We start from the raw sequence: 21,694 nt of genomic DNA on the forward strand, positions 1-21,694 counted from the left end.
ATGAGAGTCCTCCTCGCACTCGGCGGCAACGCGATGACCTCCGCCGACGGGCGGGCCCGGCCCGAGGACCAGATCGCGGCCGCTCGGGTCGCCATGGGCGCGGTCGCGGACCTGCTGACCAGCCCACCCGCGGCCGGTGCCGACCCCGTCGACCCCGTCGACCCCGTCGACGTGGTGCTCACCCACGGCAACGGTCCCCAGGTGGGGAACCTGCTCGTCAAGAACGAGCTGGCCGCCGGCGTGGTGCCGCCCGTGCCGCTGGACTGGTGCGGTGCGCAGACGCAGGGGACGCTCGGGTTCGTGCTGATGGACGCGCTCGACGACGCCCTGGCGCGACGCGACTCGGACCGTCGCTGCGCGGCGGTGGTGACCCGGACCCGGGTCGACGCCGACGACCCGGGGCTGAGCACGCCCACCAAGCCCGTCGGCCGGTTCCTGAGCGCCGCCGAGGCCGAGCCGCTGATCGCCCACGGCGAGATCTGGGAGGACCGCGGCGAGAAGGGCTGGCGGCGCGTGGTCGGCTCCCCGGAGCCTCGCGAGATCCTCGACGCCGCAGCCGTGCGGACCCTGGTGGACGCGGGGTACGTCGTCGTGGCGAACGGCGGCGGCGGGATCCCCGTGGTCCGGGACACCGACGACCGGGGCCGGCAGGTGCTGCGCGGTGTCGAGGCCGTCATCGACAAGGACCTGGGGGCGGCGCTGCTCGCGCTCACGGTCGAGGCGGACGTCCTCGTCGTCGCGACCGACGTACCCCACGCGATCCTGCGCTACGGGACCCCCGAGGCCGAGCCCCTGGGCGAGGTCACCGTCTCCCGGATGCGGGAGCTGGCCGCCGACGGCCACTTCGCCAGTGGGTCGATGGGCCCCAAGGTCGACGCGGCCTGCCGCTTCGTCGAGCAGGGTGGCCAGCGCTCCGTCATCACCAACCTCGAGCACATCCTCGACGCCGTCGCCGGGACCTCCGGCACCGTCGTCGTACCCGACTGACCCTCCACCGAAAGGAACCCCATGCCCTCCGCCATCGAAGTACGCAAGGTGCCGATCCACTCCGTCGCCGACGCCAGTGAGCTGGCCAAGCTCATCGACGACGGTGTCATGCACGCGGACCGCGTGATCGCGATCATCGGCAAGACCGAGGGCAACGGCGGGGTGAACGACTACACGCGGATCATCGCCGACCGGGCCTTCCGCGAGGTGCTCATCGAGAAGGGCGCTCCGGCCGACCAGGTCAAGCAGGTCCCGATCGTGTGGTCCGGTGGCACCGACGGCGTCATCAGCCCGCACGCCACGATCTTCGCGACGGTCCCCGACGAGGAGAAGGTCGAGACCGACGAGCCCCGGCTCACCGTCGGGTTCGCGATGAGCGAGCAGCTGCTGCCCGAGGAGATCGGCCGCACCCCGATGATCTCCAAGGTCGCGGACGCGGTGAAGGTGGCCATGGAGCGCGCCGGGATCACGGACCCGAAGGACGTGCACTACGTCCAGACGAAGACCCCGCTGCTGACGATCAACACGATCCGTGACGCCAAGAGCCGCGGCAAGACCGTCTGGACCGAGCACACCCACGAGTCGATGGACCTCTCCAACGGCGTCACCGCGCTGGGCATCGCCGTGGCCCTCGGCGAGATCGAGATGCCCACCGACGCGGATGTCATGCACCGACGCGACCTGTTCAGCTCGGTCGCCTCCTGCTCGTCGGGCGTCGAGCTCGACCAGGCCCAGATCGTCGTGGTCGGCAACGCGCCGGGTGTCGGCGGTCGGTACCGGATCGGGCACTCGGTGATGAAGGACGCGCTGGACCAGGACGGTCTCTGGGAGGCGATCCGCGACGCCGGGCTGGAGCTGCCCGAGCGCCCGCACCAGAGCGACCTCGACGGCAAGCTCGTCAACCTGTTCCTCAAGTGCGAGGCGTCGCAGGACGGCACCGTGCGCGGCCGCCGCAACGCGATGCTCGACGACTCCGACGTGCACTGGCACCGTCAGATCAAGTCCTGCGTCGGCGGCGTCACCGCCGCCGTGACCGGCGACCCCGCCGTCTTCGTCTCGGTCTCCGCTGCCCACCAGGGCCCGGAGGGTGGCGGCCCCGTCGCCGCCATCGTCGACCTCGGCTGATCCGTTCCGGCGCGGCCCGCTCCTGCGGGCGGGCCGCCCCGGGGCCGGTTGCGAGTGAGCGCCAGCGGTCCCCGGTGGTTGCCCTTCGAGACGGCGCTGGCGCGCCTCCTCAGGAACCGGAGCGAGCCCGGTCCCCGGTGGTTGAGGAGCGAGCGCCAGCCGTCCTCGCTGGTTGAGGAGCGAGCGCAGCGAGCGTCTCGAAACCACTCCTCGACGGTGCTGCGCGTGCAGAACGACGTGCAGCCACTGCCCTTCAGCGCCGTACGGCACTCCGAGGCGGGGTGCTGCACGTAGTCCTGCCCGGCCACCGGTTTTCGACACGCTCGCGGCGCGACCTGGCCAACCGGGCGACGGTGGTTGCCCTTCGAGACGGCGCTGGCGCGCCTCCTCAGGAACCGGAGCGAGCGCGGTCCCCGGTGGTTGAGGAGCGAGCGCCAGCGAGCGTCTCGAAACCACCCTCGGCTGGCGTGCTGGTTTCGAGACGGGCCTTGGCGGCCCTCCTCAACCACCGACAAGCGGGCGTGGTCTCCGGTGGTTGCCCTTCGAGACGGCGCTGGCGCGCCTCCTCAGGACCCGGAGCGAGCGCCAGCGAGCGTCTCGAACCCACTCCTGAACCACCGGTGGACATGCCTGTGCCCCCACCCGATGCTGCCTGGGGTGGGGTGTGGGGCGTGGTCCTCAGTGCTCGGGCGGGGAACCGGCCGGGCGGGTCGGGTCGGTGATGTCCAGGGTGCCGGTGCGGTCGCGTCGGAACCTCAGCCCGTGCGGGGAGGTCCACTCGAACACCCCCGGCCTCGGGGTGTGACAGGCCCAGGCGCCGTGGGTCTTGAGCCGGTGATGCCGCCGACACAGCGCGCCGAGCTTGTCGGTCGCGGTCTGGCCCGGTGGGCCGTCGGGGTCGTAGGCGACCAAGTGGTCGGCATCGCAGGACCGGGCCGGGCGGGTGCACCACGGGAACACGCACGTCCCATCACGGAGCCGGATGGCCTCGCCCATCCGGTCCGGCACCTCGTAGGCATCGACCGGGACCAGCCCCTGATGGTCGAGCACCGGCTTGACCACGACCTGGGCGTCGGGGTGGGCCAGCCAGGTGCGGATCTGGTCGGCGGTGACCGGGGACCGGGACAGCTCACACCGCCCTACCACCCCACCACGACCCGCACCGGAGTCGGCGCCGCCGTCGGTGGTGCCGGTGGTGCTGGCCGCGCCACCGCCGGTGGCACGAGTTCCGCTGCGGGTGCCGGTGATCGCGTCCGCGGCCAGGTGCAGGTAGAGCACCGCCTGCCGCGGCTTCACCCGCCCACTCCCGGCTCGGCCGTCGGACTCGTTCGCGCCCGCGGCGGCGTCGGCGGCCTGCTCGCCGGCCGCCTCGCCGGTGCCGGCGGCTGCCTGCCGGCTCCCGTCGCTGCGGGGCGACTCGACCGGGCCTCGGTCGGCCTCGATGCTGTCGGTGTCGGGGTTGGGGCCGCTTGCGGCGGCGCCATCGGTGTTGGGGTTGAGGTCCAGGGCCAGCTGGCGGCGGGCCAGGCCACCGAGCGCGGTGGCCCGGCGGGCGTCGAGGTCCTCGGTGGACCCGAGGGCCTTGAGCTGTGCGGCACCGTTGGCCACTGCGGTGTCGAGGTCCAGCGCGTCGGCCAGGTCGAGGATCCCGTGCACCTGACTGGTGCCGTCGAAGGACACCTGGCCGTGGGTGATCGTCACGTGCCGGCCCGCGACCGCCCGGTCGGCCCGCTCTTGGGCCAGCTGCGGGTCGCACCGGCCGATCGCCTCGGCGACGAGTCGGTCGACCTGGCCGGGGGTGACCTTGTGTGCCACCGGCGTGACCGCCACGTCCACGAACTCGGCCGCGGCCGGGGACAGGACGATGGTGGCGGCCGCGACCCGACGCGCCTTCCAGGCGGCCAGGTCACCGACCATCACCCGGGTCCACAGGTTCGGCAGCCGGTGCCGCAGCTCGAGGGCCTCCCCGATCAGCGCCTTCCCGGACTCGGTGCCCAACCCGATGCTGGCGGCAAACTCGGCCACACAGAACTCCGCCACCTGAGGTGCACCCTGCCCAGCCAACGGCAGGCCGGTGTCACCGAACAGTGCCGTGGACACCGTCGCCGCAGGGTGGATGCCCTCCGGGGGGTGCAGGTCCGCCCAGCGGCATGCCTCCACCAGCAGGTCGGCCTCGGCCTGGTCCGCGGTTCGACGAAGACCCTTGGCCCGACCCAGCACCGCGTCCGCGGTGTCGGTCGTCTCGGTGGGCTTCGTCCTCATGGCAACCACGCTAGCCGTGCCCACTGACAGTCGGACCGGGTCGAGAATCGGCTGTGCACAACGGGTTTCGACACGCTCGCCAAGGCTCGCGGCTCAACCGACGGGGGCCGGCGGCGGCGGGTTTCGACACGCTCGCCAGGGCTCGCGGCTCAACCGGCGGGGTGGGTTTCGAGACGGTCGCTGCGCGACCTCCTCAACCACCGGGGACGACCGGCCGGCTCAACCGGCGAGGGGCCGGGGCGTGGTTTCGAGACGGTCGCTGGGCGACCTCCTCAACCGGCGAGGGGGTGGGCGGGGCGTGGTTTCGAGACGGTCGCTGCGCGACCTCCTCAACCACCGAGGGCGACCTCCTCAACCACCGGGCGCGACCTCCTCAACCACCCGGGGACGACCCTGCGACCGACGACCTGCCTCAGGTGTCGAGCCAGGCGCGGATGGCGTCGTTGTGCTGGCCGAGCGTCGGAGGCGCCTCGTGCCGGACCCGGCCCCCGGAGTGCAGGTTGTCGTCGAAGCGGAGGGGGGAGCCGGGCAGGGTCAGCGTGCCCTGGCTGGCATGCTCCACCTCGAGCAGCAGGCCCTGCGAGCGGGTCTGGTCCCAGGTGTAGACGTCGTCGAGGCTGCGCACCTTGCCCGAGGGGATGCCCGCGGCGGCGAGGAGCTCGAGCCAGTGCTCGGCGGAGTTCCCGGCGAAGATCGCCTCGAGCTCGGCGACCAGCTCCGTCCGGTGCGCCACCCGGTCGGGGTTGGTCGCGAAGCGGGGGTCGTCGGGGTCCAGCCCGAACGCGGCCACGAAGGCCCGCCAGAGGCCCTCCGAGCCGCAGGCGATCTGGATCGGTGCGGTGCCGGTCGAGAACAGTCCGTACGGCGCGATCGACGGGTGGTGCGCCCCGGACACACCGGGCACCTCCCCGGCGACGGTCCACCGGGTGCCCTGGAAGGCGTGGACGCCCACGACGCCCGCGAGGAGCGAGGTCCGGACCACCCGGCCCAGGCCGGTCCGGGACCGCTCGTGCAGGGCGGCGAGGACGCCGTACGCCCCGTTCATGCCGGCCAGCAGGTCGGCGATCGGCACACCGACCTTGGTGGGCTGGTCGACGCCGGTCAGCGACATCAGGCCGCCCTCGCCCTGCGCGATCTGGTCGTACCCGGCCCGTGTGGCCTCGGGGCCGTCGTGACCGAAGCCGGTGATCGAGAGCACGACCAGGCCGGGGTTGATCTCGTGCAGCCGGGAGGTCGGGAAGCCGAGCCGGTCCAGCACGCCGGGGCGGAAGTTCTCCATGAGCACGTCGGCCCGCTCGACCAGCCGGGCCAGCACGTCGCGGTCCTCCTCCGACTTGAGGTCGAGCGTCAGGGACTCCTTGTTGCGGTTGGCGCAGAGGAAGTACGTCGACTCGCGGTCCTCGCCCTCGCCGACGAACGGCGGCCCCCAGGTCCGGGTGTCGTCGCCTGTGGGGGACTCGATCTTGATCACGCGGGCGCCGAGGTCTCCGAGCATCATGGCGGCGTGCGGGCCGGCCAGGGCGCGGGTCAGGTCGAGCACCAACAGGTCGGAGAGGGGGCCTTCGCTCATGCCAGCACGCTAGGCGCCGCCGCGCGCGGTCGATATGGCAGGCCTTGCCAACGCGTCCGCCGCGCAGGTGTGAGGGGCCCGATCCGGTGGCCGGCGGAGGCCGCCCCCGGGGTCCCCGGCTGGGGGCGGGATGACTCGATCGCCCCTGCCCGTCGACTTCGGGCGGGCGTAGCGTCGAAAGGATCCGGGCGCCGGATCGCTCGCGACGCCCGCCGTCGATTCGAGGGAGCAGGTCATGAGGAGAACGGCAACACTGGTCGCTGCGGTCGCGGGGGCCGCAGCTCTGACCCTGGGAGGGGCAGTCTCCGCCGCGCCACCGGACACGCAGCTGTCGGGCGCGCTCTTCACCACGGACGTCACGGGCGTCCCGGTGAACCTGAACCACTACGCGGACAAGCGGGACGTCTACCTCAACGGTGGACCCGGCATCAATGCACCGGACTCCGCCGCCGGACTGCCGGCCGGCATCTACACGTTCATGGTGACCGACCCGTCCGGCAAGACCCTGCTGTCGAGTGACGACATCTCCTGCCGTCAGGTCGAGGTCGGGGCGGACGGCGTCTTCGGCTCGGTCGCCCCGAGCGGTGCGTGCGCGCACAGCACGGGCACGGACGGCGAGGACGGGGGCACCACGGTGCAGCTGTTCCCGTACGACGACACCCCGAACAACGGCGGCGTCTACAAGGTCTGGATCACGCTGACGAACGACCTGGCGTGCGACTCCCGAGCGGCCAAGCACTGCTTCCTGCCGAGCGAGAGCAAGACCGACAACTTCAAGGTCCGTGCGCAGAACATCGTCGAGATCGACGCCCGCTTCTACGTGCACGGCTCGAGCACGCCCATCGACGGGATGGCGGCGGTGTGGACCGACACGCTCGGCGCCAGCAACGTGAAGTACTCCGAGTGGAACCCGGCGATCCTCGCCTTCCACGAGGCGCACGTCGAGGCGGCGGAGCAGGGCAGGCACCAGATCACCATCCACGACCAGGTCGGCTGCACCATCGAGTCGGTCCGGGGACCGGACGGTGAGGACTACCTGCCGGTCGACGGCACGGTGGTGGTGCCGGTCTTCGTGAAGAACCACAAGGCGGGTGACCGGACGTACTTCGTCGACGTCCAGTGCGTGGAGTGACACCTGGGACCCGCGCGCACGCGGGGGCCGGCTGCGGCGTACGACGCGCCGCGGCCGGCTACGGGGTGACGCCGTGCGCGACCAGGGCGGAGAAGGGGTCGACCGGGTCCCCGGCGCCGGGCCGCACCTCGAGGTGCAGGTGGTTGCCGGTGCTGTTGCCGGTGCTGCCGACGTAGCCGAGCACCTCGCCGCTGCGGACCTCCTCGCCGACCGAGACCGCGAAACCGGAGAGGTGGGCGTACCACAGCTCCTCGCCGTCGTCGGTGGTCACGGTGACCTTGTTGCCGTAGGAGCCCTCGTAGCCGACCGAGGTCACGGTGCCGTTGGTGACCGAGGCGACCGGGCTGCCGTAGTCGGCGGCGAAGTCGAGCCCGGTGTGGGTGTTGGCCCACAGCCCGCTGGACTGACCGAAGGTGGCGCTGAGCCGGTAGGACTCGAGGGGGAGCTGCCAGAGGTTCAGCGCGATCCGCGCCGCCTGCTTCTCGGCGCTCTGGGCCAGCTTGGCCAGCTCGGCGTTGCGCTGCTTCGCCTGCGCCTCCACCGCCGCCTGCAGCTTCGCGCTGCTGGCGCTCTGGAGGGCGTCACGGCGGGAGTCGCGGGAGACCGCGGCCTTCCGCTGGTCCTCGGCGCTCGTCGAGGCCGCGACAGTCTCTCCCGACATCGCGTTGGCCTGGGCCGTGAGCACGAAGTTGGCGTCGGCCACCGGCGAGGTGCTGCTGACGGTGACGGCGCCGGCGGCGGAGACCGCGAGGGCGGCCACGCCCAGCAGCACCGGCACCGAGGGGAGCCGGCGGACCAGCTGGCCGCGCCGACCGGCGTGTCGGACCGCGCGCCGCTTCCCGGAGGAGCGGGCGGGTGAGGTCTCGGAGGGCGACTCGGCCGGCGTGATGCCGGCGACCGACGGACCCGGGGTCGCGCGGTTGGCGCGCCGGGGAGCCCGGTGGTTGCCCATAGAGATGCGTCCTCACGTAAGTGTTCGGGGAAGCCCTGACTGTAGCCGACCCCGACGGCGCGTCGAAATCGTCCCCGCGGACCATTGTGGACGCAATCGCGCTCCTTCGCGACCGTTCCGCGAGAGGTGTGCCCGATCCCACACCGCCGATCACGGGGAGCGCCGCCCGACCCGCAGCAGGCGCACCCGGCTCCCGGCGGAGGCCCCGTCGCCGGGCACCCGGCATGGTCGTGGGCCACGCAACAGGTCTAGGGTGCCGAGAGGAAATGCCACGGAGGGCCGTCTCGCACGCCGCCTGACCTGCTCCTCCGGCGGCCCGGAACACTCTCGGCGAACTGGACAAGGACTGGGTGCATCGTGGACCTGATGGAGTACCAGGCGAAGGAGCTCTTCGCGAAGCATGGCGTGCCGGTGACGGTCGGCACCGTGGTGACCGATCCCGCGGACGCGGCAGCGGCCGCCGAGGCCAACGGCGGCAAGGTCGTCGTCAAGGCCCAGGTGAAGGTCGGTGGCCGCGGCAAGGCCGGTGGCGTGAAGCTCGCCCAGGACCCGCAGGAGGCGGTGGCCAAGGCCGAGGAGATCCTCGGCATGGACATCAAGGGCCACACCGTGCACCGCGCGCTGATCGCCCCCGCCGCCGACATCGCCGAGGAGTACTACTTCTCGTTCCTGGTCGACCGCGCGAACCGCAACTACCTGTGCATCGCCTCGATCGAGGGTGGGGTGGAGATCGAGGTCACCGCGGTGGAGAACCCCGACGCGGTCGCCAAGGTCGCCGTCGACCCGCAGGTCGGCGTGGACGACGCGAAGGCCGACGAGATCGTCGCGGCCACGGGCTTCCCGGCCGAGATCGCCGACGAGGCGAAGTCGGTCATCAAGAGCCTCTGGGACGTCTTCATCAAGGAGGACGCCTCTCTGGTCGAGGTCAACCCGCTGGTCCGGCTCGGCGACGGCTCGCTCGAGGCGCTCGACGGCAAGGTCTCCCTCGACACCAACGCCGACTTCCGGCACGAGGACCACGCGGCGTTCGAGCTGGTGGAGGACGCCGACCCGCTGGAGCTGGCGGCGGCCGAGAAGGGCCTGAACTACGTCAAGCTCGACGGCTCCGTCGGCATCATCGGCAACGGCGCCGGCCTGGTCATGTCCACCCTCGACGTGGTGGCCTACGCGGGCGAGGAGCACGGCGGCGTGAAGCCGGCCAACTTCCTCGACATCGGTGGTGGCGCCTCGGCCGAGGTGATGGCCAACGGCCTGCACATCATCATCGGCGACGAGCAGGTGAGGTCGGTCTTCGTCAACGTCTTCGGCGGCATCACCTCCTGCGACGCGGTGGCCAACGGCATCGTGGGCGCGCTGCAGAAGCTGGGCGACGAGGCCACCAAGCCGCTGGTCGTCCGGCTCGACGGGAACAACGTCGAGGAGGGCCGGCGGATCCTCAACGAGGCGAACCACCCGCTGGTGACGCTGGTCGACACGATGGACGGCGCGGCCGACAAGGCCGCCGAGCTCGCCGCCGCCAACCGAGCCTGAGAGGGACAACGACATGGCAATCTTCCTCACCGAGAACAGCAAGGTCATCGTCCAGGGCATGACCGGCTCCGAGGGCATGAAGCACACCACGCGCATGCTCGCCTCCGGCACGACCATCGTCGGCGGCGTGAACCCCCGCAAGGCCGGCGAGACGGTGTCGATCGACGGCAACGACATCCCGGTGTTCGGGTCGGTCGCGGACGCGATGGAGGAGACCGGCGCCGACGTCTCGGTCCTCTTCGTCCCGCCGGCGTTCACCAAGGCGGCCGTCATCGAGGCCGCCGACGCGGGGATCCCGCTGGCGATCGTCATCACCGAGGGCGTCCCGGTGCACGACACCGCGGAGTTCCGGGCGTACGCCGAGGCGAAGGGCACCCGGGTCATCGGCCCGAACTGCCCCGGGCTGATCAGCCCGGGCAAGTCCAACGCCGGCATCATCCCCGCCGACATCACCAAGGCCGGCCGGGTCGGCCTGGTCTCGAAGTCGGGCACGCTGACCTACCAGATGATGTTCGAGCTGCGGGACTTCGGCTTCTCCTCCTGCATCGGCATCGGCGGCGACCCGATCATCGGCACCACGCACATCGACGCGCTGAAGGCCTTCGAGGAGGACCCGGAGACCGACGCGATCGTGATGATCGGCGAGATCGGCGGCGACGCCGAGGAGCGTGCGGCGGCGTACATCAAGGACCACGTCACGAAGCCGGTCGTCGGCTACGTGGCCGGGTTCACGGCTCCTGAGGGCAAGACGATGGGTCACGCGGGCGCCATCGTGTCCGGCAGCTCGGGCACCGCCCAGGCGAAGAAGGAGGCCCTCGAGGCCGTCGGCGTGAAGGTCGGCAAGACGCCGTCCGAGACCGCCACACTGATGCGCGAGATCCTCGAGCGCTCCTGAGTCGTCCTGCGACCTCGACGTCGGCCCCGGCAGCGCACGCTGTCGGGGCCGACGTACGCCGGGGTCAGTCGCAGCCGGCCACCGTGTAGCGACACAGCCTCGGGGTGAGCCCGCGTGCGGTCTCCGTCATGCCGGTCACGGACTGGGCCTGGGTGTCCGGTGACGTCTCGCCGCTCGACCACAGGGCCAGCACCGCGCTCCCCACCCGGGTCACGACGTAGGCCTCACCGCCGAGGGGCGGGGCGTCGTCGGGCGCCTGGCTGAAGGACGCACCGAAGCTCACGGTGGCGTAGCCCGTGGTGGCGTCGTAGGGGCGCCAGACCCAGGAGCGCCCCGGGTCCGCCGTGGGCTCCTCGCCGCAGGCCGGGAGCTCCTGCAGGCGGGACATGGCGGCCACCGCCTCCTCGGCCGAGGGGTAGACGCGCAGCTCGCGGCGGTCGGCCGTCTCCGGACCGGTCGAGGTGAACCCCAGCCTCGAGGCCGGCTCGGTGTCCCAGACCGGCTGCCCGCAGACCTCGAGCTCCTCGAGCCCGGTCGCGCCGGGCGCCGGACCCCGCAGCTCTCCGCCGTCGCCGGTGAGGTCGAGCGCCCCCAGGTCGAGCGGGAAGTCCCGCGGGATGTCCGTGGGCACGTCTGTGACGGACGGGCTCCGGCTGGGCGGCGGCTCGCTCGGTGCCGCCGGCTGCGGGGCGGCGTCGCGGTCCAGGGCGCCGCCGGCGAGAGCGCCGGTGACGGCGACCACGGCGACGGCGGCCGCGGCCGCTCCGGCCACCAGGCCCTGCTCGCGGCGCCGACGGCGGTCGCCGAGGCGTCGGATCTCCGCGGCGGGGGGCATCGTGTCGTGGAGTCCGACGGTGTGCCCCCGGAGGCGCTCCAGCTCGTCGATCGGGTCAGCCATGGTGGGCTCCTTCGGGTGATCCGGGCTGTCCGAGACCGTCGTCGAGCAGGGCGGCCAGCGCGGTCCGGCCCCGGGCGAGCCGTGCCTTGACCGTGCCCTCCGGCACGCCGGTCTCCCGGGCGACCTCGGCGACGGGGAGGTCGCAGAGGTGGTGCAGGACCAGGGCGCGCACCTGCTTCTCGGGGAGCTGGCGCAACGCCTCGATGAGGGCGACGTGGGCCACCCGGGCGTCGTCGGGCGGCCCGGCGGTGACCGGAGCCGACACCGCCCGGTCCGCCGGCCGACGGGCCAGCCGGGTCCGCCGCCAGCGACTCACGGCGAGCCGGTACGCGGTGGTTCGCACCCACGCCTCGGGGTGCTGCGCCCGGGACAGGCTGCCCCGGTGTGCCCAGGCCCGGACGAACGCCTCCTGGACGCACTCCTGGGCCTCGTCGTGGTCCCCGATCATCGCGTACAGCTGCCCGATGATCCGGGCTCGCGAGGAGGTGTAGAACTCATCGAACTCCGACTCGTCCACGCGCCTCACCCCGTCCTGTCCGATCCGGTCCTCGAGGGGGTATACGCCTCAGAGGCGGCTCGGGTTGCCTCCGGAGCGACCCGCGACCGACATCGCGACCGGGATCGGGCCGGCTCAGCGCCCCGGCATCTGCTGCAGCCGCTCCAGGGCGCGCTCGGCGAGGGCCCGGAAGCGGTCCGCCTCCATCGTCCGGCCGGGTGCCGGGACGAAGCCGATCTGGGAGACCAGCGCGCCGTCGCGCACCAGGGCCATGTCGAAGCTGACCGCGCGCTGGTCCGACACCTCGGTCGTGACCCGCCAGACGGCCGCCTCGACCGCGCCCTGGCGTCGGTCGTAGACCTGACGCACGGTGGCGGTCAGGTCGCGGTCCTCGCAGCCGGCCAGGCGGTCGCGGAGCCTGCCGACGAAGGCGCGGGCGCCCTCCGGCGAGCCGAACCGGCCGACGGTCTGGGTGATCCCGAACGTCCGGGCCACCTTGGCCTCGGGAGCCAGGAAGCTCCGGGTGGCGGCGCGGCGTACCGCGTCTCCACGGAAGTCGGCGTTGTCGCACCGGGTGGCCGCCGTGTTCACCTTCGGCTTCGACGGGTCGGTGGCGATCCAGGGCCGGACGATGCCGTCGATGGGCGGGAGGTCCACCACCTGCAGCATGCCGGCGGCCTCGGCCGGCGGCGGCGGCGGCGCCGGCCGCGTCGTGGGTCGGGTCGTGCAGTCGCCGGCCTCCGGCTGGCCGCACAGGCGGGCCACCGAGGCGCCGGTGAGCCGGACCATCGGCTGGAGCCGGGGCGGCCGGCCGTCGGCCGTCCTGCGCAGCGTGGAGCTGACCAGGCTGCCGGTGCGGGCGATGCCCAGCGTGTACGTCGTCACGGGCTCGCGCCAGGACCGCAGCACGAGCACCATGCCCTCGTCCCCGACGCCGTCGAGTCGGTGGCTGGCGAGCAGCTGGACGCGCGGCTCGGAGCAGTCGCCGAACCACGACAGCGCCCGGCGGTAGGCCTGCCGGGCGTCCTTGGGCGACCGGGAGAGCTCCAGGCTCTGGACCGCCCCGAGCTCGGGCCGGCCCGACAGGTCGAAGGTCCGGACCAGGGCCGCGACCCCGTCCGGGTCGGCGAAGCGCTCCCGCTGGCACAGCACGTTGATGCCGTCGCCCTCGGTGTTGTCGCTGGTCGAGGCCTTGACCTTGGCGCGGCCGGGGGAGAGCCGGTTGATCTCGTCGCGATCCAGCAGGTCGCTGGTCCGCAGCCCGGCCTCGGGCTCGTCCGGTGGCGGAGCCGGCGCGTTCTGCACCGCGGCGCCGATGTCGGCCTCGGCCCCGCCGTTCTCGTGGACGACCATCCCCGAGAGGAACAGGGCGACCACCGCCGCCAGCACGCCGGCCGTGGTGTGGGCACGCCGCCGGGCGGCGCCGGCCCGCCGGATGATGCTCGGACGGGGGAACCGGGCGTCGGCGACCCGTGGGCCGAGCGCCTCGAGGTGCGTTCTGATCGAGGAGGAGGGCACCCCGCGGTGCACGGCGAACTGCGACGTCGCGCTCTGCAGGGCGCTGCTCGCCGCGTCGTCGGTGAGCGCGACCTCCCGTGCCATCTCCGGCAGGGTGCTCGAGCCGAGCTGGGTCAGCAGCAGTGCCTTGCGCTGGGTGACACCGAGCTTGCCCAGGGCCTCCAGGGTGGCGCGCGAGGAGTCGTCCAGCGAGCGGTCCCGGTGCCAGATCCGGGCGGTGTGCCGGCGCTGGGCGTGCTGCCAGGCGTGCGGGCGGACCCAGCCCTCCGGGTCGTCGAGCCGGCAGACCTTCGGCCAGTGGTGCCAGGCCGCCACGAACGCGTCGCGGACCGCGCTGCGCGAGGCGGGGAGGTCGCCGGTCAGGGCGTAGGTCTGCAGGAGCACCCTGCTCCGCGCAGACTGGTAGAACGCGTCGAACTCCTCGGAACCTCGCATGGCCCCACCACGTTACGTGAGCCTCCGGGAGGAGGCGAAACGCGGCACCGCGGCGTGTGCAGCGGACCGGTCCCCGACGTGCGGGAGAGGATGGCCGGGCCATGACCGCGACGCTCAGCCCTCCCCGTGCCACCGCCGCCGACGCGCCGCGCCGACCGCTCACGCTCTTGGCGACCGCGGCCGGGCTCTCCTCGGCGGTGGTGCCGCTGGCGGTGTGCCTCGGGGTCGCCCTCGCCGGCTGGTTCCTCGCCGACGCCGGGATGCACGGCACCCCGCGGGACGCCCTGCGCACCGGGGGCACCGCCTGGCTCATGGCGCACGGCGCCGGGGTCGACGTGCGCGGCACCGCCGTGACCGTCGTACCCCTCGGGGTCACCCTGCTGGTCGTGTGGCAGGTGTGGCGCTCGGCGGTCCGGCTGGGCGAGTCCGTCGCGGGCCACGGTCCCGATGCGGCCGCACTCTCCGACGGGGACCGGGACTGGACCGTGGCCGCCTCGACCCTGCTGTTCACGGCTCCGTACCTGCTGGTGACCGTCGCCGCGGTCGTGCTCTCGGCCGGCGGCGCTCCCGGCCCCGCCGGCACCGGCCCGGTGCTGTTGTGGGCGACGCTGCTCGCGGCCGTGCTCGGCGGCATCGGCATCGCCATCGGCTCCGGTCGCGCGGCCATCTGGCTCTCGCTGGTGCCCGCGGCTGTGCGGGCCGGCGGAGCGGCGGTGGCCTCGATCCTGCTCACCCTGCTGGGGGTCTCGGCGGCGGTGTTCACCGGTGCGCTGCTGCTGGACCTCGGTGCCGCGGTCAACGTGGTGTCGCGCCTGCACACCGACACCGGCGACACGCTGCTGTTCGTGCTGCTGGTGCTCACCCTCGTGCCGAACGCGGTGCTGTTCGCGGCGGCGTACCTGCTGGGGCCCGGCTTCGCCGTCGGGACCGGGACCCTCGTCTCGCCCTCGGTGGTCGCGATCGGACCGGTGCCGATGTTCCCGTTGCTGGCGGCGCTGCCCGACAACGGTCCGGTCCCGACCTGGCTGCCGTACCTGGTCGTCGTCCCGGTCCTCTGCGCGGCGCTCGGCAGCTTCCGGGCCGCCGGGCGGCGCCCCACGACCGCCTGGGACGAGGGGGCGCTGCGCGGGCTGGTGGCCGGCGTCGTGGCCGGTGTGCTGATCGCCGCCCTGACCGCCGTTGCCGGCGGGGCGGTCGGTCCCGGGCGGATGGCCGAGGTCGGGCCACTCGCCGGCCAGGTGCTCGTGCACGCCATCGTGGCGCTCGGCATCGGCGGCCTGCTCGGGGGGCTGGCCGGGGTCTGGTGGGCGCGACGCGCGGTCGCCGCCTGAGCGGCATCCGCCCGGCCCGGGCGACCCGCCCGGACGGCGCCCGCCCGGCGTCGGGTCGTTAGACTCCGGCGCGTGCCGCCCACCCCGAACCCCGCCCGCCTCGTCGTGCTGGTCTCGGGCGCCGGGACGAACCTGCAGGCCCTCCTCGACGCCTGCGCCGAGGACTCCTACGGCGCCCGGGTGGCGGCCGCGGGGGCGGACCGGGACGGCACCGGGGGCCTGGCACGCGCCGAGCGGGCCGGGGTGCCGACCTTCGTGCACCGCCTGGACCAGTTCGCCACCCGGGCGGACTGGGACGCCGCCCTGGCCGGGACGGTGGCCGCGTTCGAGCCGGACCTGATCGTGCTGGCGGGGTTCATGAAGCTGGTCGGCCGGGACTTCCTGGCCGCGCACGGCGGCCGGGTCGTCAACACCCACCCCGCGCTCTGTCCGGCGTTCCCGGGGACCGACGGGCCCGGCGACGCCCTGGCCTACGGCGTCAAGGTCACCGGCGCCACCCTGTTCGTCGTCGACGACGGCGTGGACACCGGGCCGATCGTGGCGCAGGTGCCGGTGCCGGTGCTCGACGAGGACGACCCGGCCACCCTGCACGAGCGGATCAAGGTCGCCGAGCGGCAGATGCTCGTCGAGACCGTGGGCCGCATGGCCCGAGAAGGATTCACGATCACCGACAGGAAGGTGCGGTTCGGCTGATGTCGCAAGCACGCGTCCCGCTGAAGCGGGCACTGGTCTCCGTCTACGACAAGTCCGGGCTGGAGGACCTGGTCCGTGGCCTGCACGACGCCGGGGTGGCCCTGGTCTCGACCGGCGGCTCCGCCGCGCTGATCGAGGGCCTCGGCCTGCCGGTCACCCGGGTGGAGGAGCTCACCGGCTTCCCCGAGTGCCTCGACGGCCGGGTGAAGACCCTGCACCCGCGGGTGCACGCCGGGATCCTGGCCGACCGCCGCCTCGACGACCACGTCTCCCAGCTGGCCGAGCTCGGCGTGGAGCCGTTCGACCTGGTCGTCTCCAACCTGTACCCGTTCACCGAGACCGTGGTCTCGGGCGCCTCGCCGGACGAGTGCGTCGAGCAGATCGACATCGGCGGGCCCTCGATGGTGCGGGCCGCGGCCAAGAACCACCCCTCGGTCGCCATCGTCACCTCACCCGACCGGTACGACGACGTGCTGCGCGCCGCCCGGGAGGGTGGCTTCACCCTCGACGAGCGACGTGCCCTGGCCGCGGAGGCGTTCGTCCACACCGCGACGTACGACGTCCACGTGGCCAGCTGGATGGGGAGCGTGCTGGCTCCCGCCGAGGGTGCCGGGGGCGCCTCGGACTCGCCGTTCCCGGTCTGGCTCGGGGCGACCTGGGACCGGTCCGCGGTCCTGCGCTACGGGGAGAACCCGCACCAGGCGGCGGCGCTGTACACCAACGGCTTCCAGCCCCAGCCGGGTCTCGCCCAGGGGCGGCAGCTGCAGGGCAAGGAGATGTCCTACAACAACTACGTCGACGCGGACGCGGCCTACCGCGCGGCCTACGACCACGGCGACCAGCCCACCGTCGCGATCATCAAGCACGCCAACCCGTGCGGGATCGCCGTCGGGGAGGACGTCGCCGACGCGCACCGCAAGGCGCACGCCTGCGACCCCGTGTCGGCGTACGGCGGGATCATCGCGACCAACCGCACCGTGACCGCGGAGATGGCCGAGACCGTCCGCGACATCTTCACAGAGGTCGTGGTGGCACCGGCGTTCGACGACGAGGCGCTGCTCGTCCTGGCGCGCAAGAAGAACCTGCGGCTGCTCGAGGTCGCCCCGCCGGCCGGCGGCGGCGTCGAGACCCGGCCGATCTCCGGGGGGCTGCTGATGCAGCAGCGCGACCTGATCGACGCGGAGGGCAGCGACGCCGAGGGCAACCCCACCGGCGACGACACGGCCCGGTGGCGGCTGGTCGCCGGGGACCCGGCCGACGCCGACACCCTGGCCGACCTCCGGTTCGCCTGGCGGGCGATCCGGGCGGTGAAGTCCAACGCGATCCTGCTCGCCGCCGACGGCGCCTCGGTCGGCGTCGGCATGGGCCAGGTCAACCGGGTCGACTCCTGCCACCTGGCCGTGAGCCGGGCGGGGGAGCGAGCCGCCGGGTCGGTCGCGGCCTCCGACGCGTTCTTCCCGTTCGCCGACGGCCCCGAGATCCTGATCGAGGCCGGCGTCACCGCGATCGTCGCCCCCGGTGGCTCGATCCGCGACGACGAGGTCATCGAGGCGGCGCAGGCGGCCGGCGTCACGACGTACTTCACCGGGACCCGGCACTTCGCCCACTGAGTGCTCGCCCGCCACGCGGATGGAAGGATGAGCAGGTGACTGCACGCAAGCTGGACGGCACCGCGACCGCCAAGGCCATCAAGGACGAGCTGATCATCCGGGTCGAGGCGCTGCGCTCGCGCGGCGTCGTCCCCGGGCTGGGCACAGTGCTGGTCGGCGACGACCCGGGGTCGCGGTGGTACGTGAACGGCAAGCACAAGGACTGTGCCGACGTCGGAATCGAGTCGATCCGGGTCGACCTGCCCGAGGTCGCGACCCAGCAGGAGATCGAGGAGGCGGTGCGGACCCTCAACGAGGACCCCGCCTGCACCGGCTACATCGTCCAGCTGCCCCTGCCGCGGGGGCGCGACGAGAACCGGGTGCTCGGCCTGATCGACCCGGCCAAGGACGCCGACGGGCTGCACCCGACCAACCTCGGGTGGCTGGTGCTGGGCAACGAGGCCCCGCTGCCGTGCACGCCGTACGGGATCGTCGAGCTGCTGCGTCGCCACGATGTGCCGATCGCCGGGGCCGACGTCGTGGTGGTCGGTCGCGGCGTCACCGTCGGTCGGCCGCTCGGGCTGTTGCTGACCCGGCGCTCGGAGAACGCGACCGTGACGCTGTGCCACACCGGCACCACCGACCTGGCCGGCCACGTGCGCGGCGCCGACATCGTGGTGGCCGCGGCCGGGGTGCCCGGCATCATCACGGCCGACATGGTCAAGCCCGGCGCCGCCGTGCTCGACGTCGGCGTCTCGCGGGTGGACGGCAAGCTCGCGGGGGACGTCGCGCCGGAGGTGTGGGAGGTCGCCGGCTGGGTCTCGCCCAACCCCGGCGGCGTCGGTCCGATGACTCGGGCGATGCTGCTGGCCAACGTGGTCTCGATCGCCGAGGACGGGCTCGGGTCCGCGTGAGCGGCGACGCCGCGCAGGATCCCCTGGACCGGGAGGCCGGTGGGGAGCCGCCTGCCTCGGACCCGCCGGGTGCCGGCTCCGCCGAGGGCTCCGGCGAGTCCGGCTTCCCCGAGGTCGACGACCCCGAGGCGGCCCGTGCCGACGCGCTGGCCGCGGAGCCGGGTGGGGTGCGGGGGGTCACCGAGGTCCGCAAGCCGTCGACGATCGGCGGGATGGTCTACCTCGGTGTGCTCGGTGGGGCGCTGGCCGGGATCGGCGTGGCCGCCACGGGCGCCTGGCGCAACGGCGTGAGCTGGCTGGCGATCGCCCTCATCGCCGCCGCGGCCGCGCGCCTGGTGCTGCCCGACCCGGATGCCGGGATGCTCCGGGTCCGCAGCAAGCTCCTCGACGTGGTGATCCTGGTCGGCACCGGGATCGCGCTGCTGTCGCTCGTCGCGACGATCCCGAACCAGCCCGGCTGAGCGCGGATCGATCGACCGGCTGACCGGTGGCCGCAAGACGAACCGGCCGCCCATTGGCCGCAATTGCGGCCCTTTGACATGTTCTGGCGCGAAAAAAGTGTCACACGGCCGCAATTGCGGTCGTATGACACTTTTTCGCGGGCTGGCCCGGAGACCGGGGCGGACCTCAGATCAGGCCGAGGTCGCTGACGGCCTGCCGCTCCTCGGCGAGCTCGGCGGTCGAGGCGTCGATCCGGCCGCGGGAGAAGTCGTCGATCTCGAGCCCCTGGACGATCGACCAGTCGCCGTTCGCCGTGGTGACCGGGAACGACGAGATCAGGCCCTCGGGGACGCCGTACGAGCCGTCGGACGGGACGGCCATCGAGACCCAGTCGTCGGCGGCCGAGCCGTGCAGCCAGTCCCGGGCGGCGTCGATGGTGGCCGAGGCGGCGGAGGCGGCCGAGGAGGAGCCGCGCGCCTCGATGATCGCTGCGCCGCGCTTGGCCACCGTCGGGATGAACTCGTTCTCCAGCCACGCCTGGTCGTCGACGACCTCGGCGGCGTTGCGGCCGCCGACCTCGGCGTGGAAAAGGTCGGGGTACTGCGTCGCGGAGTGGTTGCCCCAGATCGTCATCTTCTTGATGTCGGTGACCGGGGCGCCGGTCTTGGCCGCGAGCTGCGAGATCGCCCGGTTGTGGTCGAGGCGGGTCAGCGCCGAGAACCGCTCCTGCGGGATGTCCGGCGCGTTGGTCATCGCGATCAGCGCGTTGGTGTTCGCGGGGTTGCCGGTGACCCCGATCCGAACGTCGTCCGCGGCGACCTCGTTGAGCGCCTTGCCCTGGGCGGTGAAGATCGCTCCGTTCGCCTCGAGCAGGTCGCCGCGCTCCATGCCCGGGCCGCGGGGGCGGGCGCCGACCAGCAGGGCGAGGTTCGCGCCGTCGAAGATCGCATTCGCGTCGTCGCCGATCTCGACACCGGCCAGCGTCGGGAAGGCGCAGTCGTCGAGCTCCATCACGACACCCTCGAGGGCCTTGAGGGCCGGGGTGATCTCCAGCAGCCGGAGCTCGACCGGGCGGTCACCGAGCGCGCCACTGGCGAGGCGGAACAGCAGGCTGTAGCCGATCTGGCCGGCGGCGCCGGTGACGGCCACCTTCAGGGGCGAGGCAGGGCTCACGGGGTCTCCTTCGAGGAAGCGTGTGGATTCCCGATCACGCTAGCAGCGCCGCGGAGGTCCCAGCGAGGTCGGGTTCGGGCGCCGCAAGGCCGATGGGATGCTGTGCCCATGCGCTCCAGGGTCCCCGCCGTGCTGCTCGCGGGGATCCTGGGACTGGCAGCCACCGGGTGCGGATCCGCCCCGCCGGAGATCGACCCGACCGGCATCGACGAGCTGGTGATCCCCACCCCGGACCCCGCCGCGGCCGACTTCGTGGCGGAGGTCGACAACCCGCTGCTGCCGCTGCCGCCGGGGGAGACCCGCCGCTACCGGGACGACGCCGGGGACCGGGTGCTGCGGGTCAAGGTCCTGACCGAGGTCCGTGAGGTCGCCGGGGTCGCGACCACGGTGGTCCGCTCCGTCGAGGGCCGGGGAGCCGCGCGGCGGACCAGCGAGCGCAGCTACGCCCAGGACCGGGACGGGAACGTCTGGCTCTTCGCCGTCACGGACCCGGCGGAGGGCTCCTGGCAGGCCGGCGTGGCCGGCGCGGAGGCCGGTCTGGCGATGCCGGCGGAGCCGCGGGTGGGCGACGGCTGGGCCCGGGCGGTCGTCCCCGGCGCCGGCGACGAGTACGTCACGGTCCTGGAGGTCGACGACACCCGCAGCACGCCGTACGCCGACTACGACGGCGTGGTCGTGCTCGAGGAGAGCAGTCCCGACCAGCCCACCGTGACCCGTGCCGCCTACGCGCCGGGGGCCGGGCTCGTCGAGCGGGACGGGTCGGGCGGCACGTGGACGCTGGTCGCTCAGGACCGGCCCGGGGACTCCCGGTCGGGGTGATCGTCCGCCGGCCGGTCCCCGGGCCCGGCCGAGAGTCGCTCCGCGGACCCCTGAGTCGGCCCATCAGCCGGCCCGTCAGTCCGCCTGTCCTCCGGCGAGGCGGCCTCCGGCGCGGCGGCGTGCCGGGGCCGCTGCGGGAGCCGCAGCCCCGACCCGGGGACCGGTGCCTCGTCGCGGCCGAAGACCAGCGGGTGCCCCAGCCCGGCGAGCGCGGCACCGGCGAGCGGCGCCAGGATGAACAGCCACAGCTGCAGGACGGCGTCGGTGCCCGCGAACAGGCCGGGGCCGATCGAGCGGGCCGGGTTCACCGAGCCGCCGGTCATGCCGGAGGTCGCCAGGTAGATCGCCGCCAGGCCCAGGCCGAGCACCACCGGGGCCACGGCGGCTGCGGGGTTGCGGCGGTCGGTCACCGAGAGCATCACCAGCACGAAGATCGCGGCGGCGACGACCTCGACCAGGAGAGCCGCCCAGACCGCGAACCCGCCCGGCGCCTCGGAGCCGAAGAAGTTCTGCCCCATGTTGCCGCGGCTCTCGTAGCCGTCGTACCCGTGCAGCACCACGAACAGCGTGAGTCCGGCGACCACGGCTCCGCCGACCTGCGCGGCGGCGTAGACGCCGACCTGCGGCCAGGTCATGCGGCCGCTGACGGCGAAGCCGACCGACACGGCGGGGTTGAAGTGACCTCCGGAGAGGTGGCCGACGGCGTAGGTCATGACCAGCAGCGACAGGCCGAAGGCCAGCCCGGTGGCCACGGGGTCGTCGGCGACGACGACGGTCGCGGCCCCCACCAGCACGATCACGAACGTGCCGAACGCCTCAGCGGCCACCTGCTGGCCGAGCGCCTGCCGGTAGTGCTGCATGTCGGGGCTCCCTCGTGGGCGTCGTCCTCCCGCTGACCGGGCTCGCCGGGCACTCTAGCGCCGGGCGGCGACCG

At 73.4% G+C, this 21,694-nt stretch carries 19 protein-coding genes; 11 read left to right on the forward strand and 8 right to left on the reverse strand.

Translation table 11 applies throughout. The features are described 5' to 3' along the window. Together IE331_RS03200 and IE331_RS03205 are read left to right on the forward strand one after the other, a co-directional pair. Entirely contained in the window at positions 1–987 is a 987-nt protein-coding gene (locus IE331_RS03200) for a carbamate kinase (RefSeq protein ID WP_192140412.1), read from the forward strand. A gap of 21 nt (positions 988–1,008) precedes the next feature. Next, complete coding sequence (locus tag IE331_RS03205; protein ID WP_192140414.1) at positions 1,009–2,112, forward strand: barbiturase; 1,104 nt, start codon at positions 1,009–1,011, stop codon at positions 2,110–2,112. A gap of 678 nt (positions 2,113–2,790) precedes the next feature. Here the strand turns inward: IE331_RS03205 and IE331_RS03210 are convergent. Both IE331_RS03210 and IE331_RS03215 read right to left on the reverse strand, forming a co-directional pair. Then, on the reverse strand, positions 2,791–4,374 hold the full coding sequence (locus IE331_RS03210; protein WP_192140416.1) for an HNH endonuclease signature motif containing protein: 1,584 nt from the start codon (positions 4,372–4,374) through the stop codon (positions 2,791–2,793). 412 nt (positions 4,375–4,786) lie between these two features. Then, the gene (locus IE331_RS03215; protein WP_192140418.1) at positions 4,787–5,944 is read right to left on the reverse strand and encodes a CaiB/BaiF CoA transferase family protein; all 1,158 of its coding nucleotides are present in this window, start codon (positions 5,942–5,944) and stop codon (positions 4,787–4,789) included. 235 nt (positions 5,945–6,179) lie between these two features. Between IE331_RS03215 and IE331_RS03220 the strand changes: the two genes are divergently transcribed. Beyond that, positions 6,180–7,076 (forward strand): hypothetical protein, encoded by an 897-nt coding sequence (locus tag IE331_RS03220; protein WP_192140420.1) that lies wholly within the window; start codon positions 6,180–6,182, stop codon positions 7,074–7,076. A 58-nt stretch (positions 7,077–7,134) separates the two neighbouring features. Here the strand turns inward: IE331_RS03220 and IE331_RS03225 are convergent, their stop codons facing one another. Then, complete coding sequence (locus IE331_RS03225; protein WP_192140421.1) at positions 7,135–8,028, reverse strand: M23 family metallopeptidase; 894 nt, start codon at positions 8,026–8,028, stop codon at positions 7,135–7,137. A gap of 357 nt (positions 8,029–8,385) precedes the next feature. On the opposite strand from IE331_RS03225, the gene sucC reads away from it, so the two are divergent. Continuing rightward, the gene (gene sucC, locus IE331_RS03230) at positions 8,386–9,558 is read left to right on the forward strand and encodes an ADP-forming succinate--CoA ligase subunit beta (protein ID WP_192140423.1); all 1,173 of its coding nucleotides are present in this window, start codon (positions 8,386–8,388) and stop codon (positions 9,556–9,558) included. Between the two features lie 13 nt (positions 9,559–9,571). Then, a complete protein-coding gene (sucD, locus tag IE331_RS03235) occupies positions 9,572–10,453 on the forward strand; it encodes a succinate--CoA ligase subunit alpha (protein WP_192140425.1) in 882 nt (293 codons plus the stop codon). A 64-nt stretch (positions 10,454–10,517) separates the two neighbouring features. Here sucD and IE331_RS03240 read toward each other — a convergent pair whose 3' ends face one another. The 3 genes from IE331_RS03240 to IE331_RS03250 all read right to left on the reverse strand — a co-directional run bounded on the left by IE331_RS03240 (position 10,518) and on the right by IE331_RS03250 (position 13,800). Continuing rightward, complete coding sequence (locus tag IE331_RS03240; protein WP_192140427.1) at positions 10,518–11,351, reverse strand: hypothetical protein; 834 nt, start codon at positions 11,349–11,351, stop codon at positions 10,518–10,520. After that, entirely contained in the window at positions 11,344–11,868 is a 525-nt protein-coding gene (locus tag IE331_RS03245) for a SigE family RNA polymerase sigma factor (RefSeq protein ID WP_192140429.1), read from the reverse strand. The genes IE331_RS03240 and IE331_RS03245 overlap by 8 nt, the downstream gene beginning before the upstream one ends. 114 nt (positions 11,869–11,982) lie before the next feature. Next, positions 11,983–13,800, reverse strand: a complete 1,818-nt coding sequence (locus IE331_RS03250; protein ID WP_192140431.1) for a sensor domain-containing protein — start codon at positions 13,798–13,800, stop codon at positions 11,983–11,985. A gap of 101 nt (positions 13,801–13,901) precedes the next feature. On the opposite strand from IE331_RS03250, the gene IE331_RS03255 reads away from it, so the two are divergent. The 5 genes from IE331_RS03255 to IE331_RS16895 all read left to right on the forward strand — a co-directional run bounded on the left by IE331_RS03255 (position 13,902) and on the right by IE331_RS16895 (position 18,788). After that, positions 13,902–15,131 carry a cell division protein PerM gene (locus tag IE331_RS03255; protein WP_192140434.1) on the forward strand — a complete coding sequence of 410 codons (1,230 nt, stop codon included), beginning with the start codon at positions 13,902–13,904 and terminating at the stop codon, positions 15,129–15,131. Between the two features lie 72 nt (positions 15,132–15,203). Next, complete coding sequence (purN, locus tag IE331_RS03260; RefSeq protein WP_192140436.1) at positions 15,204–15,824, forward strand: phosphoribosylglycinamide formyltransferase; 621 nt, start codon at positions 15,204–15,206, stop codon at positions 15,822–15,824. Next, positions 15,824–17,434, forward strand: coding sequence for a bifunctional phosphoribosylaminoimidazolecarboxamide formyltransferase/IMP cyclohydrolase (gene purH / locus IE331_RS03265; RefSeq protein ID WP_192140438.1), 1,611 nt, complete (start codon positions 15,824–15,826; stop codon positions 17,432–17,434). Before purN ends, purH begins: the two co-directional genes overlap by 1 nt. A gap of 35 nt (positions 17,435–17,469) precedes the next feature. Next, positions 17,470–18,327 (forward strand): bifunctional methylenetetrahydrofolate dehydrogenase/methenyltetrahydrofolate cyclohydrolase, encoded by an 858-nt coding sequence (locus IE331_RS03270; RefSeq protein ID WP_192140440.1) that lies wholly within the window; start codon positions 17,470–17,472, stop codon positions 18,325–18,327. Next, on the forward strand, positions 18,324–18,788 hold the full coding sequence (locus tag IE331_RS16895) for a DUF3017 domain-containing protein (protein WP_201930974.1): 465 nt from the start codon (positions 18,324–18,326) through the stop codon (positions 18,786–18,788). The genes IE331_RS03270 and IE331_RS16895 overlap by 4 nt, the downstream gene beginning before the upstream one ends. Before the next feature lie 166 nt (positions 18,789–18,954). Here the strand turns inward: IE331_RS16895 and IE331_RS03280 are convergent, their stop codons facing one another. Further along, positions 18,955–19,941 (reverse strand): malate dehydrogenase, encoded by a 987-nt coding sequence (locus tag IE331_RS03280; RefSeq protein ID WP_192140442.1) that lies wholly within the window; start codon positions 19,939–19,941, stop codon positions 18,955–18,957. Between the two features lie 108 nt (positions 19,942–20,049). Here IE331_RS03280 and IE331_RS03285 point away from each other — a divergent pair, with 108 nt between their 5' ends. Then, positions 20,050–20,760, forward strand: a complete 711-nt coding sequence (locus IE331_RS03285) for a hypothetical protein (RefSeq protein WP_192140444.1) — start codon at positions 20,050–20,052, stop codon at positions 20,758–20,760. On the opposite strand, the gene IE331_RS03290 is transcribed toward IE331_RS03285, so the two are convergent. After that, positions 20,727–21,620: an MIP/aquaporin family protein gene (locus IE331_RS03290; protein ID WP_192140446.1), complete on the reverse strand. Its 894-nt coding sequence runs from the start codon at positions 21,618–21,620 to the stop codon at positions 20,727–20,729. The two genes, IE331_RS03285 and IE331_RS03290, sit on opposite strands and share 34 nt — an antisense overlap. Positions 21,621–21,694: the final 74 nt, after the last annotated feature.

The organism is Nocardioides donggukensis, from assembly GCF_014842875.1.
Taxonomy (GTDB): Bacteria; Actinomycetota; Actinomycetes; order Propionibacteriales; family Nocardioidaceae; genus Nocardioides; species Nocardioides donggukensis.

Coding starts and splice junctions, on each gene's coding strand:
- IE331_RS03205 (WP_192140414.1), top strand. CDS start 1,009: ATGCCCTCCGCCATCGAAGTACGCAAGGTGCCGATCCACTCCGTCGCC.
- IE331_RS03200 (WP_192140412.1), top strand. CDS start 1: ATGAGAGTCCTCCTCGCACTCGGCGGCAACGCGATGACCTCCGCCGAC.
- IE331_RS03250 (WP_192140431.1), bottom strand. CDS start 13,800: ATGCGAGGTTCCGAGGAGTTCGACGCGTTCTACCAGTCTGCGCGGAGC.
- purH (WP_192140438.1), top strand. CDS start 15,824: ATGTCGCAAGCACGCGTCCCGCTGAAGCGGGCACTGGTCTCCGTCTAC.
- IE331_RS03225 (WP_192140421.1), bottom strand. CDS start 8,028: ATGGGCAACCACCGGGCTCCCCGGCGCGCCAACCGCGCGACCCCGGGT.
- IE331_RS03240 (WP_192140427.1), bottom strand. CDS start 11,351: ATGGCTGACCCGATCGACGAGCTGGAGCGCCTCCGGGGGCACACCGTC.
- sucD (WP_192140425.1), top strand. CDS start 9,572: ATGGCAATCTTCCTCACCGAGAACAGCAAGGTCATCGTCCAGGGCATG.
- IE331_RS03210 (WP_192140416.1), bottom strand. CDS start 4,374: ATGAGGACGAAGCCCACCGAGACGACCGACACCGCGGACGCGGTGCTG.
- IE331_RS03290 (WP_192140446.1), bottom strand. CDS start 21,620: ATGCAGCACTACCGGCAGGCGCTCGGCCAGCAGGTGGCCGCTGAGGCG.
- IE331_RS03215 (WP_192140418.1), bottom strand. CDS start 5,944: ATGAGCGAAGGCCCCCTCTCCGACCTGTTGGTGCTCGACCTGACCCGC.
- IE331_RS03220 (WP_192140420.1), top strand. CDS start 6,180: ATGAGGAGAACGGCAACACTGGTCGCTGCGGTCGCGGGGGCCGCAGCT.
- IE331_RS03255 (WP_192140434.1), top strand. CDS start 13,902: ATGACCGCGACGCTCAGCCCTCCCCGTGCCACCGCCGCCGACGCGCCG.
- IE331_RS03285 (WP_192140444.1), top strand. CDS start 20,050: ATGCGCTCCAGGGTCCCCGCCGTGCTGCTCGCGGGGATCCTGGGACTG.